This is a genomic window from Alsobacter sp. (assembly GCF_059501845.1).
In genome coordinates this window covers 432,186-447,221 of the sequence record NZ_JCACDK010000018.1, presented here as the reverse complement: position 1 = coordinate 447,221, position 15,036 = coordinate 432,186, and the positions used below count along the sequence as shown (strand labels likewise).

14 protein-coding genes are annotated in these 15,036 nt (G+C 68.7%); 4 read left to right on the top strand and 10 right to left on the bottom strand.

What is annotated here, in order from left to right; genetic code table 11:
- Positions 1 to 22 precede the first annotated feature (22 nt).
- Positions 23 to 895, top strand: coding sequence for a ParB/RepB/Spo0J family partition protein (locus tag AC5JCN_RS16980; RefSeq protein WP_495756267.1), 873 nt, complete (start codon positions 23 to 25; stop codon positions 893 to 895).
- A gap of 38 nt (positions 896 to 933) precedes the next feature.
- On the opposite strand, the gene holA is transcribed toward AC5JCN_RS16980, so the two are convergent.
- Genes holA through leuS form a run of 3 tightly spaced genes read right to left on the bottom strand, consistent with a single transcriptional unit; the run spans position 934 to position 5,117 of the window.
- Complete coding sequence (gene holA / locus AC5JCN_RS16975) at positions 934 to 1,956, bottom strand: DNA polymerase III subunit delta (RefSeq protein ID WP_495756266.1); 1,023 nt, start codon at positions 1,954 to 1,956, stop codon at positions 934 to 936.
- Positions 1,957 to 1,960: 4 nt separating this feature from the next.
- Positions 1,961 to 2,509 (bottom strand): LPS assembly lipoprotein LptE, encoded by a 549-nt coding sequence (lptE, locus tag AC5JCN_RS16970; RefSeq protein WP_495756265.1) that lies wholly within the window; start codon positions 2,507 to 2,509, stop codon positions 1,961 to 1,963.
- The gene (gene leuS, locus AC5JCN_RS16965; RefSeq protein WP_495756264.1) at positions 2,496 to 5,117 is read right to left on the bottom strand and encodes a leucine--tRNA ligase; all 2,622 of its coding nucleotides are present in this window, start codon (positions 5,115 to 5,117) and stop codon (positions 2,496 to 2,498) included. Before leuS ends, lptE begins: the two co-directional genes overlap by 14 nt.
- Before the next feature lie 149 nt (positions 5,118 to 5,266).
- Between leuS and AC5JCN_RS16960 the strand changes: the two genes are divergently transcribed.
- Positions 5,267 to 5,947, top strand: a complete 681-nt coding sequence (locus AC5JCN_RS16960) for a YggS family pyridoxal phosphate-dependent enzyme (RefSeq protein WP_495756263.1) — start codon at positions 5,267 to 5,269, stop codon at positions 5,945 to 5,947.
- Positions 5,948 to 5,950: 3 nt separating this feature from the next.
- Here the strand turns inward: AC5JCN_RS16960 and AC5JCN_RS16955 are convergent, their stop codons facing one another.
- Positions 5,951 to 6,619 carry an HAD family hydrolase gene (locus AC5JCN_RS16955; RefSeq protein WP_495756262.1) on the bottom strand — a complete coding sequence of 223 codons (669 nt, stop codon included), beginning with the start codon at positions 6,617 to 6,619 and terminating at the stop codon, positions 5,951 to 5,953.
- A 23-nt stretch (positions 6,620 to 6,642) separates the two neighbouring features.
- Positions 6,643 to 7,191, bottom strand: a complete 549-nt coding sequence (locus AC5JCN_RS16950) for a L,D-transpeptidase family protein (protein WP_495756261.1) — start codon at positions 7,189 to 7,191, stop codon at positions 6,643 to 6,645.
- A gap of 130 nt (positions 7,192 to 7,321) precedes the next feature.
- On the opposite strand from AC5JCN_RS16950, the gene AC5JCN_RS16945 reads away from it, so the two are divergent.
- Positions 7,322 to 8,008, top strand: coding sequence for a response regulator transcription factor (locus AC5JCN_RS16945; protein WP_495756260.1), 687 nt, complete (start codon positions 7,322 to 7,324; stop codon positions 8,006 to 8,008).
- 8 nt (positions 8,009 to 8,016) lie between these two features.
- On the top strand, positions 8,017 to 8,499 hold the full coding sequence (locus AC5JCN_RS16940; RefSeq protein WP_495756259.1) for a cyclic nucleotide-binding domain-containing protein: 483 nt from the start codon (positions 8,017 to 8,019) through the stop codon (positions 8,497 to 8,499).
- Here AC5JCN_RS16940 and xth read toward each other — a convergent pair.
- The 5 genes from xth to AC5JCN_RS16915 all read right to left on the bottom strand — a co-directional run bounded on the left by xth (position 8,483) and on the right by AC5JCN_RS16915 (position 15,036).
- Positions 8,483 to 9,298, bottom strand: coding sequence for an exodeoxyribonuclease III (gene xth / locus AC5JCN_RS16935; protein ID WP_495756258.1), 816 nt, complete (start codon positions 9,296 to 9,298; stop codon positions 8,483 to 8,485). The two genes, AC5JCN_RS16940 and xth, sit on opposite strands and share 17 nt — an antisense overlap.
- A 74-nt stretch (positions 9,299 to 9,372) precedes the next feature.
- On the bottom strand, positions 9,373 to 10,302 hold the full coding sequence (locus AC5JCN_RS16930) for an outer membrane lipoprotein carrier protein LolA (RefSeq protein WP_495756257.1): 930 nt from the start codon (positions 10,300 to 10,302) through the stop codon (positions 9,373 to 9,375).
- Between the two features lie 43 nt (positions 10,303 to 10,345).
- Positions 10,346 to 12,964, bottom strand: coding sequence for a DNA translocase FtsK (locus AC5JCN_RS16925; RefSeq protein WP_495756256.1), 2,619 nt, complete (start codon positions 12,962 to 12,964; stop codon positions 10,346 to 10,348).
- 210 nt (positions 12,965 to 13,174) lie between these two features.
- Complete coding sequence (locus AC5JCN_RS16920) at positions 13,175 to 14,665, bottom strand: ammonium transporter (RefSeq protein WP_495756255.1); 1,491 nt, start codon at positions 14,663 to 14,665, stop codon at positions 13,175 to 13,177.
- Positions 14,666 to 14,697: 32 nt separating this feature from the next.
- A complete protein-coding gene (locus AC5JCN_RS16915; protein WP_495756254.1) occupies positions 14,698 to 15,036 on the bottom strand; it encodes a P-II family nitrogen regulator in 339 nt (112 codons plus the stop codon).

The following is a 15,036-nucleotide window of genomic DNA, read 5'->3' as shown; positions in this document are numbered from 1 at the left end:
CGCAAAGACAATGGAGAACACCATGGCGGAAGAACTCGTCCGGTCGCGTCTCGGCCGCGGATTGGCGGCCCTGATCGGCGATGTCGGCGACGAAGTCGCCTTCGTGGACCGCGCCAAGGGTGCCGGCCAGCGCAAGATCCCCATCGAGTTCCTGCGCCCGAACCCGCGCAACCCCCGGAAGAGCTTCGAGGAGTCCGACCTCGATGAACTCGCCGGCTCGATCCGCGAAAAGGGCATCATCCAGCCCATCGTCGCGCGCGCCGTGGCCGGCATGGCGGACGTCTTCGAGATCATCGCGGGTGAGCGGCGCTGGCGAGCGGCGCAGCGGGCCGGCCTGCACGACGTGCCGGTGCTCGTCGTCGAGGCGACGGAGAGCGAGGCCCTCGAACTCGCGATCGTCGAGAACGTCCAGCGCGCCGACCTGAACCCGCTGGAGGAGGCGCTGGGCTATGAGCAGCTCGTCGCCGAGTTCGGCCATACCCAGGCTGACCTGGCACGCATCGTCGGCAAGAGCCGCAGCCATGTCGCCAACACCATGCGGCTGCTGCGCCTGCCCGAGCCGGTGAAGGCCCTCGTCAATGACGGCAAGCTGACCGCGGGCCACGCCCGCGCACTCCTCTCCGTCGAGGATCCCGAAGGCGCGGCGCGCCGGATCGTCGAGAAGGGGCTGAACGTCCGCGACGTCGAGCGCATGGCGCAGGAGGACGCCGCGCCGAAGCCCGCAGCGAAGAGCAAGGCCGAGAAGGACCCCGACACCCGCGCGCTGGAAAAGGCCCTGGAAGACGTGCTGGGGATGGTCGTCGCCATCAACCACGGCAACCGCGGCGGCGAGCTGCGCATCCGCTACCGCACGCTCGACCAGCTGGAGAACGTCTGCAAGCGCCTGCGGGACTGAGATCGGCCGACATGGCCTGAAGGCGCGCCTCTGCGCCGCTAGCGTCCGCGGATCCGGACGGCGACCGTCATCAATGCGCGGGCGAGGATGGCAGGGCCCAGCGTGGCCTGGCGCCGGCACGACGCCTGCGCCTCCCGCAGAAGTGCGATGATGCTTTCCAGCGCGGCCGCGCTCCAGCGGTTCACCTGCCGCTGGAAGGCCGGCTTGCGCTTGAAGAACAGCCGTGAGGAGCGCTCGACATCCTCCATCATGGCGCCGCCATCCAGCGCGACGCGAGAGCGGTGCAGGAGCATGGCGTGGCGCAGGGCGGCGCCGACGACGACGCCAGGATCCTCGCCCTCCGAGAGCAGGCGCGCGACGCCCCGGTCGGCGCTCTCTGCGTCGCCCAGGAAGGCGGCGTCCACGACGGGATCGGTCGATACGACGGCGGTATCGGACATCGCCGCCTCGACATCCTCGAGCTTCACCTCCTGCTGGCCGGCGCAATAGAGTACGAGCTTCTCGATCTCGCGCCGTGCCAGCTGGCGGTCGGCGCCGAGGTGCCCTGACAATGCATCCCGGGCCTCGCGCCCGATGCGGAGCCCGGCTTCGGCCAGCATCTCGTCGAGCAGGGCCGCGAGATCCCGGGGTTCGTCAGCGAAGCAGGGCAGGGCCATCGCCGCTTTCGCGCCCTCGACAAGAACGCGCAGGGGGTTGCGGTTGGCGAGGTCGCCGGCCTCGATCACGACGAGCGCATCACGCGGCGGAGCGCTGACGAGCGGCTGGACGCAGGGTGCCAGGTTGCGGCTGCCCGCCCTTACCCGGATGATGCGGCGCCCGCCGAAGAGACCCACGGTGTTGGCTTCGTCGGCGAGCCGCAGTGGGTCCCCGGCAATGTCGTCGCCGTCGAGCCGGGCGAGTTGGAACGCGTCGGCATCGGCCCCTGCAGCCGTCCCCGCGAGCCGGTCCGCCCGCTCTCGCACGAGGCCGCCATTCGGCCCGTAGACGAGAATGACGGGATATGCGGCGTCAGGGCGCCGAACGAAGGCGTCGATGTCTCCACCCCGCTTGAGGGCGGCCATTGCGTCAGGTCCGGTAGGCGAGGTCGGCGGCGAGCCGCGTACGGATCTGGTCCGCCAGCAGGCGAGCGACCCTGATTTCGGCGTCGCGGGCCGCGCGCACGGAGGCGAAGCGCTGCACCGAGCGATCGTAGGAGGCGCTGCCGACCGCCAGCCCATTCAGGACTTGCTGGTCCGTCCCGTACTTTTTCAAGGTGTAGTCGACCGTCACGGTCACCGTCGCATTGGAGGCCCGGCCCGTTTCGCTGCTGACGATGGCGCTGGAGACTTTCTCCGTGATGTTCATCGAAAGCATGTATTTCGGATTGGCGGGCTGCTCGCGGCCGTTCAGGAGGTTGAAGCGCAGCTCCTCCACCAGATAGTGGCCTGTCCGGTCCTCGACGGAGTCGACCGCGATGGACGCGAGGATGTCCTGCACCAGCGGCCCTGACGCCGACGGCCCGTAGAGCGGCCTGAAGCAGCCGCCGAGCGCGACGGCCAGCACGGCCATGCTGCCCAGCCCCGCGGCCCTTCGCAGGAACGACCGGCGATCCGTGCTCGTGTCAGGCGACGACATTGACGATCCTCTGCGGCACGATGACGATCTTGCGGACCGGCTTTCCGTCCAGCGCCCGTTGTACCGCATCCAAAGCCACCACTGCGGCTTCGATCTCGGCATTGGCGGCGTCGCGGGGGACGGTGAGATCGGCGCGCTTCTTTCCGTTGACCTGGACTGGCAGGACGATCGTGTCCTCGACGACAAGGGCGCGGTCCGCCACCGGCCAGGGCCGCTCCGCCACGAGACCGTCATGGCCCAGCGCCGACCAGCACTCCTCGGCGAGATGGGGCATCATCGGAGCGACGATCTGAACCAGGATCCCGCCGGCCTCGTGCAGGGCAGCCGCCATGTCGGGCCCCGGCGGCTCCTCGATGCCGGCCAGCGTTGCCTGCAGCGCGTTTGCGAGCTCGTAGGAGTGCGCCACGCAGCGGTTGAAGCGCAGGCGCTCCACGTCCTCCTCGACGCGGATCAGCGCCCTGTGGGCGGCCTTGCGCAGGTCGAGGGCCGCCGGGCCGTACTCGGCCGGGACAGCCTCGGGAGGAGCCGGCACAGAGGCGATCTCTCCCGTCAGGCGCCACAGGCGCTGCACGAAGCGGGCGGCCCCCTGCACGCCCTCCTCGGTCCAGATCACGTCGCGCTCGGGCGGCGAGTCCGACAGCATGAACCAGCGTGCCGTGTCGGCGCCGTAGGTTCCGATGATGTCGTCGGGATCCACCGTGTTGCGCTTGGACTTCGACATCTTTTCGATGGGGCCGATCTCGGCGGGTGCTCCCGTCGCGGCGACGATAGCCTTGCGTCCGGCCCCTTCGGCCTCGACGCGGATCTCGGCCGGGGACAGCCAGCCGCCATCGGGACCGCGATAGGTCTCGTGCACGACCATGCCCTGCGTGAACAGGCCGTCGAACGGCTCGTCCAGCCCGGCATGGCCGGTGCGCTTCATCGCCCGGGTGAAGAAGCGGGAGTAGAGCAGGTGCAGGATCGCGTGCTCGATGCCGCCAATATACTGGTTCACCGGCAGCCAGCCGTCGACGGCGGCCCTGTCGGTGGGCTCGTCCTCGATCCAGGGATCGGTGAAGCGGGCGAAATACCAGGACGAGTCCACGAAGGTGTCCATCGTGTCCGTCTCGCGGCGCGCCGGCCCATGGCATTGCGGGCAGGCCACGTGCTTCCAGGTGGGATGGCGCTCCAGCGGATTGCCGGGGACGTCGAAGGTGACGTCGTCGGGCAGCTTGACCGGCAGGTCCTGGCGCGGCACCGGCACGACGCCGCAGGTCTCGCAGTGGATGACCGGGATCGGGCAGCCCCAGTAGCGCTGGCGCGAGATGCCCCAGTCGCGCAGGCGGAAATTCACCTTGCGCTCGCCGACAGGCCGGTTGCCCCGCTGCTCCATCTCCAGCCGCCGCGCCACCTCCTCGCGAGCCTCGGCGGGGGTCATGCCGTCGAGGAAGCGGGAGTTGATCATGCGGCCGTCGCCGTCATAGGCGACGTCGGTGACGACGAAGGTGGCGGGATCGACCCCGGGCGGGCACACAACGGGGATGTTGCCCAGTCCGTAGGTGTTGACGAAGTCGAGGTCGCGCTGATCGTGCGCCGGGCAGCCGAAAATGGCGCCCGTGCCGTACTCCATCAGGATGAAGTTGGCGACGTAGACCGGCAGCGTCCAGGACGGATCGAAGGGGTGAATGGCCCTCACGCCCGTGTCGTAGCCCTTCTTGTCGGCCTTCTCGATGGCTTCCAGCGCCGTTCCCGTGCGCTTGCACTCCTCGATGAACTCGGCCAGCGCGGGGTCCTTCTTCGCGGCGGCGCGCGCCAGCGGATGGTCCGGTGCAACGGCCATGAACTTGGCGCCGAACAGCGTGTCGGGGCGCGTCGTGTAGATCTCCAGCTCCCGCTCGCCGGCCGGGGTCGTCGCCGGATCCAGCGCGAACCGCACCAGAAGCCCTTCAGAGCGGCCGATCCAGTTGCGCTGCATCAGGCGGACCTTCTCGGGCCAGCGCTCCAGCCGGTCGAGCGCGTCGTTCAGGTCCTGCGCATAGTCGGTAGTTTTCAGGAACCACTGGGTCAGCTCACGCTGCTCCACCAGTGCGCCCGAACGCCAGCCGCGGCCGTCGATCACCTGCTCGTTGGCCAGCACTGTGTGGTCCACGGGATCCCAGTTCACCTTGGCGGTCTTGCGGTCGACCAGCCCGGCAGCCAGGAAATCCAGGAACATGCGCTGTTGGTGCTTGTAGTAGCTGGGATCGCAGGTCGCGATCTCGCGGTGCCAGTCCAGCGACAGGCCCATCGACTTCAGCTGCCCGCGCATCGTCGCGATGTTGGCGTAGGTCCATGCCGCCGGATGCGTCTTGTTGGCCATGGCGGCGTTCTCGGCCGGCATGCCGAACGCGTCCCAGCCCATCGGGTGCAGCACGTTGAAGCCGCGGGCACGGCGGTAGCGCGCCACCACGTCGCCCATGGCATAGTTGCGGACGTGGCCCATGTGGATGCGCCCGGACGGATAGGGGAACATCTCGAGGACGTAGTATTTCGGCCGCGGATCGTCGTTACGGGTGCGGAACAGCTCGCGCTCGTCCCACACGCGCTGCCACCGGGGCTCCGCTTCGCGGGCGTTGTAGCGCTCGGACATACTGATTGCTTCCACACAGTCTGATGGCGGTGCCGGCTGGGCCGGCGGTCGAGTCGAAGGGTTCGCGCCCGCTTGCGCGGCGCGGCCCGGCCGGACTAGGACACGATTGACGAACGGGGTCAATTGCCCCCGCAAACCCGGAGGCCAGCATGACGGGCACGCAGGATGACGGCCTTCTCCAGCGCTATGGGACGGTCCGGGCGGACATCGCCAGGGCAGCCAGGGAGGCAGGGCGCGATCCCGCCGACGTGACTCTCGTCGCCGTCAGCAAGACCTTCGAGGCCGCCGAGATCGAGCCCGTCGTCGCGGCGGGGCACCGTGTCTTCGGCGAAAACAGGGTGCAGGAGGCGCAGGGTAAGTGGCCCGGGCTGCGGCAGGCATACCCCGGCATCGAGCTGCATCTGATCGGGCCGCTGCAGAGCAACAAGGTGCGAGAGGCCGTGGCGCTTTTCGACGTCATCGAGACGCTGGACCGCGAGAGACTGGCCCTGGCTCTCGTGAAGGAGCGCGACAGGGGAGGCAGGCTGCCCCGCCTGCTGGTTCAGCTGAACACGGGCGAGGAGCCGCAGAAAGCCGGGCTGCTCCCGACCGAGGTGGACACGTTCCTGCGCCTCTGCACGACGGTGTGGAAGCTCGACGTCGAGGGGCTGATGTGCATCCCGCCGGCAGCCGATCCCCCGTCGCCCCACTTCGCCCTGCTGGCGGCGACGGCCGCGCGGCATGGGCTGCGTACGCTCTCCATGGGCATGAGCGCAGACTTCGAGGCTGCGATCCAGCTCGGCGCCACCCATGTGCGGGTGGGCAGCGCCATCTTCGGCCATCGCGGCTGAGGATCAGGCGAGACCCGTCCGGGCGGCGATCAGCTCCCGCACGGCCGCCTCGGAGAAGTGGTCGGCCGTCATGGCCGCGCCGGCGGCGACCAGCGTGGCGTCGTCGAGCGATGTCCTGATGCCGACGACCGGCAGGCCGGCCGCGGCGGCGGCCATGACGCCCGAGCGGGAATCCTCGAACGCCACCGTGTTGGCGGCCGACGAGCCCAGCCTTTCCAGCCCCGTCAGGTAGGGCAGGGGGTGCGGCTTCTGGTGGGGCAGGTCGTCGGCGATCACGACGGCGTCGAAACGCTGATCGAGCTTCAGCGCACGCAAAACCATCTCCGCATTGGCGCGCGGCGCATTGGTCACCACGGCGACCGGGCAGGCATGCCCTGCTGCCCAGTCGAGGAGGTCGAGGAGGCCGTCGATGGGCTCCAGCTCGTCGGCGAGCTCGCGGAAGATCTCCTCCTTGCGCGCGGCGAGCCGCTCCTGCTCCGCGGCCGGCACGCCGGGCAGGACGCGCGGCATGATGGTGACGTTGGGAAAACCCATGATCTGCGTCTTGTACTCCTCCGGCGTGATGCTGCGGCCATAGGGTTCCAGCATCACGTTGAAGGCCTTGAAGTGGATCCGGTCGGTGTCCACCAGTGTGCCGTCGAGGTCGAAGAGCAGGCTGGGTCGGGGGCTCATGAGGTCTCCGGGGTCTGTGCGGGCTACCCGTGCACCAGAATGCGGGTGCGCGACGTGAGAAGCCGCACCAGCCGGCGCATCGTGGCTGGCGAAACGGCAATGCATCCCGCAGTAGGGGCGTAGTCGGGCCGGGCGAGATGCAGGAAGATGGCGCTGCCCCGGCCGGCGATGGCGGGCCGTCGGTTCCAGTCGAGGTCGATCACCACGTTGTAGAGCCCGTCCGCCCGCCACATCTCCTCGTGGCTCGCGGGAAACGGGAGCCTGACCTTGCGGTTGTAGGCGGGATGCCCTGGCGCATCGCACCAGCCATCGTCAGGGCGGGTCGGCGTGAAGCGGAGCGTCGTCGAGGGCAGGCGAACACGGTCTGGCCTCCAGAAGCCCTGCAGGGGCCTCAGAATGCCCGCCGGCGTGGCGCCGTCTCCCTCGCGCTTGGCGTGCGTCACACCGCCGCGACCGAGCGCGCACGGCCAGCGCAGAGCCCCCGCCTGCAGCCAGCCGAGGCTGCGCAGGCCCGGCCGGCGCCTGACGTGGATGAGGCGAGGTGCCCGCGCAGGCGAGGTTTTCGGTGGCAAGGCGTTGTCCGTACGCAAAGAAGTGCGGGCCGCCGCTTGCACGCGGCGGTCTGCGTGGTCTAGTTGAACCGTGATGTTGATCCTACATCAGGGATCTTGTCCGCGGCAGCCGAAACGAGTCGGAGCCATCATGTCGAACGTGCGTAGCATCCTGGTGGTCGACGACGATCCCGAACTCGCCAACGCCCTCTCCGAGCAACTCGCACTTCACGACGAGTTCACGACAAGAACCGTCGACACCGCCGGCAAGGCGATCGCCGCGGTGAAGGACGAGCGCATCGACCTCGCGCTGATGGATGTCGGCCTGCCCGACATGGACGGCCGCGAGGCGGTGAAGGCGATGCGGAAAGCGGGGTTTCGATCCCCCATCATCATGCTGACCGGCCACGACACCGAATCCGACACGGTGCTCGGGCTCGAGTCCGGGGCCAACGACTACGTCACCAAGCCCTTCCGCTTCGCTGTGCTGCTGGCGCGCATCCGCGCCCATCTGCGCCAGCACGAAGCCAGCGAGGACGCCGTCTTCAACATCGGGCCCTACACGTTCCGGCCCGGCGCCAAGCTGCTGGTGGCCGCCAACGGGTCCAAGCTGAAGCTGACGGAGAAGGAAACCGCCATCCTGCGCTTCCTCTACCGGGCCGAGCAACGCGTCGTGACGCGCGACATCCTGCTGGCGGAGGTGTGGGGCTACAATGCCAACGTCACCACGCACACGCTGGAGACGCACATCTACCGCCTCCGCCAGAAGATCGAGCGCGATCCCTCCAGCGCGCAGATCCTGGTGACGGAAGCGGGCGGCTACAAGCTCCTGCCCTGAGCCGGCCGGTGGCGCTCGCGCAGGACATCGCCCTCCTCCAGAACGTGCCGCTGTTCGCGTGCCTGGAACGCGAGGCGCTGCGCCTGATTGCCTTTTCCGCCGAGGCCCGGGTCTACCGCGCCGGAGACGTCATCTTCCGCCGCGGCGACCGGTCGGACGGCGCCTATCTCGTCACCAGCGGGGCGGTGGCGCTCGACGCTTCTGACGACGGCGCGCCGGCGCATGTGGCTCCCAAGGGCACGCTGGTCGGCGAACTCGCCATGATCGTCGACACCATGCGGCCGGCCACGGCCATCGCCCGCGAGCCCACCAATGCGCTGAAAATTACGCGGCGCATCTTCCGGCGTGTGCTGGAGGAGCATCCCGACTCGGCCGAGGCGCTGCGCCGGGAGATGGAGCAGCGCGTGCTTTCCCTCGCCGACCGGCTTCAGCAGGTGCGCGGCACGCTGCTGTCGATGGACAACGACACGGCCCTCACACGTCCAGAGTGACCATCACGGGCACGTGGTCGGACGGCCGCTCCCAGCTGCGCGCCTGGCGCATAATGCTGCTGCCGGAAAGGACGCCGGACAGGTCCCGCGACAGCCAGACATGGTCGAGGCGCCGGCCGCGGTCCGACTTTTCCCATTCTGCCGCGCGGTAGCTCCACCAGGTGAAGACCCGCTCCGGCTCGGGCTTCAGGGTCCGGATGGCGTCGACCCACTCCCCCGTCCCGAGCACGTTGGTCAGCTTCTCGCACTCGATCGGGGTGTGGGACACGACGTCGAGCAACTGCTTGTGGCTCCAGACGTCGTTTTCCAGCGGCGCGATGTTGAGGTCGCCGACCAGGATCGCCCTCTCCTTGCCGGGGCGGTGGTCGCCGCACCACAGGTGCATCTCGTCGAGGAAGGAGAGCTTGTGTGCGAATTTCTCGTTCTGGTCGGGATCGGGGATGTCGCCTCCCGCCGGAACGTAGAAGTTGTGCACCGTGATCCCCGCCGCCGCGCCGGCCTCCTTGCCGAGCGTGATCGCGATGTGGCGGCAATCGCTCTTGCCGCAGAAGTCGCGCACGGTGCGATCGATGAAGGGAAGGCGCGAGAGCACGGCGACGCCGTGATACCCCTTCTGGCCGTTGATCGCGATGTGCTCGTAGCCGAGCTTGCGGAACTCCTCGAACGGGAATCGATCGTCCGGGCACTTCGTTTCCTGCAGGCAGAGCACGTCCGGCGCCTCCTCCGTCAGGACGCGGGAGACGAGCCCGGCGCGCAGGCGCACGGAATTGATGTTCCAGGTCGCAATCTTGAGGCGCACGCGGCAGCTCCGGAGCGGTCGTTCCGCTCCGCTCTACGCTCTGCGGCCCGGTGCGGCAACCCCGAGACCCGTGCTCACTTGCCGCCCATCATCCGCGTGTAGTCGATGGAGAAGATGAAGGGATCGTCCGGCTTCGTCGCGGAGGCGTTCTTCAGGTTCACGGTGGTCTGGTAGCCCTGCGGATCCGTCACGGTCCACTGCTTCAGGGCGTAGCTGCGCGGGTCGAACCGCAGTTCCACGCGGGACGTGCCCCCGAAGGTCGACTTGTCCTCGATGGTGACGCCGACGAGATCCTTGCCGTTCTCGACATCCACGACCTTTGTGTCGCGGGCGATGTCGACGTTCTCCTTGAGCAGGAACTTCAGCGGCGTCTGGCCGATCGGGTAGATGTCCTGCGTGTTCAGCTTGCGGTCGCGGATCGCCACCTTCGAGCCGTCGGCGACGATCTCGACCGGGTTCGGCGGGTCGTACTCGAAACGGAGCCGCCCTGGCTTGACCACGTAGAGCCGGCCCTCGCTGCGCCGGCCGTTCGCACCGGTCTGCACGAAGTCGGCCTGCAGCACGTTCATGGCGTTCAGCGAGGCATTCACACGATCGAGGATGGCGGCCGGCGACGTCGCCACGGCAGCGGCGGGTTGCACCCGGGCCGGGGTAACGCCGCCGGTCTCCACGTCCACGGCCGGTATGGCGCGTTGCGAGGCGGGATCAGCGCCTGCGGACTGCGGTGCGTCTCCGAGCTGGCCTGCGCCACCATCCGAGCCCGCCAGGGCTTCGAGGCCGGCCGGCCGGCGAGGCGGCATCGGGATGCGGACCACCTTCGGCTTTGGCGGTTGGACTGCGGCGGCCGGGGCCGGCTTGCCCGGGCTCGCACCCACGGCGGCCGCGGCCGCTGCAGCGGCGGACGGGAGGGGCTGCGGGTCATCGGCGGACTGCGCGAACGCCGTCCCGGCCGCCAGCAGCAAGGCGGCGCCCGACGCGAGGAAACGCAAACGGCTACGCATCATGTGCCACGTCCCTACTGCGCCGGTGTGGCGCTTTCGCGGCGCCTCAGTCGTCGTCAAAGGGCGCCGGTCCGCGGTCTGCGGCATCCTCGATCAGGATCTCGCGCTTGCCCGCATGGTTTGCAGGTCCGACAATGCCCTCCTTCTCCATGCGTTCCATCAGCGAGGCGGCCCTGTTGTAGCCGATCTGCAAACGGCGCTGGATGTAAGAGGTGGAAGCCTTCTTGTCGCGCAGCACGACCGCGACAGCCTGGTCGTAGACGTCGCCCGACGGCGCGCCGAAATCGCCCTTGTCGAAGACCGCCCCGTCCTCGTCCTCCGAAGGCGCGGGCTCCTCGTCCTCGAGCACCGATTCCAGGTATTGCGGCCGGCCCTGCGTCTTCAGGTGGGCGACGACCTTCTCGACCTCGTCGTCCGACACGAACGGGCCGTGCACGCGGCCGATGCGGCCACCGCCCGCCATGTAGAGCATGTCGCCCTGGCCGAGCAGCTGCTCGGCGCCCATCTCGCCGAGAATGGTGCGGCTGTCGATCTTCGACGTCACCTGGAAGGAGATGCGGGTGGGGAAGTTCGCCTTGATCGTGCCGGTGATGACGTCGACCGACGGGCGCTGCGTGGCGAGGATGACATGGATGCCGGCGGCACGGGCCATCTGCGCCAGGCGCTGGATCGTGCCCTCGATCTCCTTGCCGGCGACCATCATCAGGTCCGCCATCTCGTCGACGATGACGACGATGTAGGGCAGCTGCTCGAGGTCCATGACCTCGTCCTCGTAGACCGCCTCGCCCGTTTCCCGGTCGAAGCCGGTCTGCACGGTGCGGGTGATCACCTCTCCCTTCGTCTTCGCCTCGGCAACGCGGGCGTTGAAGCCGTCGATGTTGCGCACACCGACCTTCGACATCTTCTTGTAGCGCTCCTCCATCTCGCGGACCGCCCATTTCAGCGCCACGACGGCCTTCTTGGGATCGGTGACGACGGGGGTCAGGAGGTGCGGGATGCCGTCATAGACGCTGAGCTCCAGCATCTTGGGGTCGACCATGATCAGCCGGCACTGCTCGGGACGGAGCCGGTAGAGCAGGGAGAGGATCATGGTGTTGATGGCGACCGACTTGCCGGAGCCGGTGGTGCCGGCGACCAGCAGGTGGGGCATGCGCGCGAGCTCGGCGATGACGGGCTCGCCGCCGATCGTCTTGCCGAGGCACAGCGCCAGCTTGAACTTCGACTTCTCGAAATCCTCCGAGGCGAGCAATTCGCGCAGATAGACGGTCTCGCGCTTCTGGTTGGGCAGCTCGATGCCGATGGCATTGCGGCCGGGAACAACGGCGACGCGGGCCGAGACGGCGCTCATCGAGCGGGCGATGTCGTCGGCGAGGCCGATGACCCGCGACGACTTGATGCCCGGGGCGGGCTCGAGCTCGTACAGGGTGACGACGGGACCGGGGTGGACCTTGATGATCTCGCCGCGGACGCCGAAATCCTCGAGCACGCCCTCGAGCAGGCGGGCGTTCTGCTCCAGCGACTCCGGCGACATGGCCTGGACGTTGGAGCGGCGGGGCTCGCCGAGCAGCGTCAGCGGCGGCAACTGGTACTCGTCGGCCTCCAGCAGGGATGGCTGGGCCTCGCGGGCGAGGCGCTTCCCGGGCCTCGGCGGCGCGGCGGGAGGAGCGACGCGAGGCGCGGCGGTAGCCTCCAGCACGGGTCCGTCGCCGAAGCCGCCCGAGGAGCCGCGGGCCGGCGGTTCGTAGCCGAAATCGTCGTCTTCCTCGACGAAAGCGTCGTCGTCATGGGATGCGGCGGCCGGGCGAACCGGCGCGGCGGATCCCGCCGGGGCGAAGCCTGGCTCGCGGCGCACACCCTTCTGCGCGCCGGCGAAGACCTCATTGTCGGCCGCCCGGCGCTCGTCCACGACGTGCCGGATCCTGGCCACCACCCCCGGCCCGCGGCCACGCAGGCGCCGCATCAGGGCGCCCTTGAGGCTCAGCACGGCGTGGATGATGGCGCCGATCGACACGATCCCCAGGCTGGGCTCGCCGGCGCGGTCGTCGTCGTCGAATTCCTCCGGGCGGGCGGGCCGGACCGGCCGCTCGGCGTCGTCCGCGCCATCGAGGCCGAGGCCGGACGCAGCGGAGAGGCCCAGGATGGCCACGGCAGCGACGGCGCCGAATGCGGCGATGCGGAACAGGCCGGGCGAGGTGAGCGAGTGGATGCTGCCGAGCACGAAGTCGCCGACCACGCCGCCGAGGCCGGTCGGCAGCGGCCAGCGGGCGGTCGCCGGCAGGATCGCCGCCACTCCCGTGGCCGCCACGGTGCCTGCGGCCCACAGCACGACGCGCCAGCGCGCGTGGCGGACAGGCTTGCCGGCCAGCATGCGCAGGCCCGCCAGGGCGGGCGGGCCCAGCAGGGCCACCGAAGCCACTCCGAGGAGCTGCATCAGGATGTCCGCGACCATGGCGCCCGGCCGGCCGAGGAGGTTCCGGACGGGGCCGCTGGTGGCGTAGTTGAGGCTCGGGTCCTGAACGTTCCAGGTGACGAGCGCCACGGCACAGGCGATCGCCAGCAGGAGCATGGCGAGGCCGGTGATTTCGGCGGCCCGTCGCAGGACGAAGTCGCGGGCCGATTCCGCGAGGTGGTCGAGGCCTGAAGAGCTGGCGCGGCTTGTGCGCATTCGCGGGGTGCCCAGGACTGGAGAGACCGGGCGCGCGGCTCCGGACATTGCCTGGAAACTACGAAGCGAGCGGTTAAGGGTTCGCTAACCGAGCGATCCCGTTAACGATGCATTCACTCAAGAAAAAGGGGCAGCCGCTTGATGCGGCCGCCCCGAGTTCAGGGAGGAAACGGAAAGAGGGCCGCGCCCGGGCGGGCGCGGCTCCCCATATCAGTAGTTGTAGGCGCGCTCGCCATGCTCGGCGATGTCGAGACCCTCGCGCTCCTCTTCCGTCGAGACGCGCAGGCCCATGATCACGTCGACGATCTTGTAGAGGATGAAGGACCCGATTCCCGACCACGCCAGCGTCAGCAGCACGGCCTTGAGCTGCGCCATGAACTGCGTGCCCATGACGTACTCGCCGGCCACCAGCTCGCCTGGCTTGGAGATGTAGTCGGCGATGCCGGCGCCGCCCAGCGAGGGGGACACCAGGATGCCGGTCGCCAGCGCGCCGAGGATTCCGCCGACGCAGTGGATGCCGAAGACGTCCAGCGAGTCGTCGTAGCCGAGCGCGTTCTTCACCGTCGAGCAGAAGAAGAAGCACACGACCGATGCCACGGCGCCGAGGACCATGGAGCCCATCGGTCCGGCGAAGCCGCAGGCCGGGGTGATGGCCACGAGGCCGGCAATCGCGCCCGAGACCATGCCGAGCAGCGAAGGATGGCCCTTGGCCGCCCACTCGACGACGAGCCACGCCACGGCGGCGGCGGCCGTCGCGAGGAAGGTGTTGACGAACACCAGCCCGGTGGTCCCGTTCGCCTCGAGGTTCGAGCCGGCATTGAAGCCGAACCAGCCGACCCACAGCAGCGAGCCGCCGATCATCGTCATGGTCAGGGAGTGCGGCGCCAGCAGGTCCTTGCCGAAGCCGACGCGCTTGCCCAGCACCAGGCAGCCCACGAAGCCGGCGATGCCTGCGTTGATGTGCACCACCGTGCCGCCGGCGAAGTCGAGCGCGCCCCACTTGAAGATCAGGCCGGCATCGGCGAGCACCGCGTCGAGATTGGCCTGGGCGGCCTGCTTGGCGGCATCGTCGGTCGCCGTCTGGACGGCCTTGGCGGCTGCGGCGAAGACGTCCGGGCCGCCCCAGTACCAGACCATGTGAGCGATCGGGAAGTAGATCACCGTCACCCAGAGGATGATGAAGACCATCAGCGAGGAGAACTTGATGCGCTCCGCGAAGGCGCCGACGATCAGCGCCGGCGTGATGCAGGCGAATGTCATCTGGAAGGCGAAATAGAGGAATTCGGGGATGACGACGCCGTTCGAGAAGGTCGCGGCCACGGTCGTGGCGTCGACGCCCTTCAGGAAGGCCTTGCTGAACCCGCCGACATAGTCATTGAGGCCGCCGCCACCGGTGAACGACAGCGAGTAGCCGTAGAGCGCGTAAATGACGGCCACGATCGAAACGATCGCGAACACCTGGGCGAGGACGCTGAGCATGTTCTTGGTGCGCACGAGGCCGCCGTAGAACAGTGCCAAGCCGGGGACGGCCATCATCAGCACCAGACAGGTGGCGACGATCATCCAGGCCGTGTCGCCCTTGTTGGGCACCGGGGCCGCAGCCGCGGCCGGAGCCGCATCCTGGGCAAAGGCCACGACGCTCGCCGCGCCGGCGAGAGCGAGCCCCAGAGCTCCCGCCTTGGCAATAGACCGAAACTTCATAGGTCGAAACTCCTGTTCGAGATCACGCGGACTCAGAGCGCGTCGCCGTCGCGCTCACCGGTGCGGATGCGGACTGCCTGTTCGATGGGGGAGACGAAGATCTTTCCGTCGCCGATCTGGCCGGTCTTGGCTGCGCCGGTGATCGCGTCGATGACCTTTGCGACGAGGTCCGAGGCCACCGCGACCTCGATTTTCAGCTTCGGGAGGAAGCTCACCGCATACTCGGCGCCGCGATAGATCTCGGTATGGCCCTTCTGCCGGCCATACCCCTTCACCTCGGTCACCGTCAGGCCGTGTACGCCGATAGCGGTCAGCGCGTCGCGAACCTCCTCCAGCTTGAACGGCTTGATGATCGCCATCACGATTTTCAT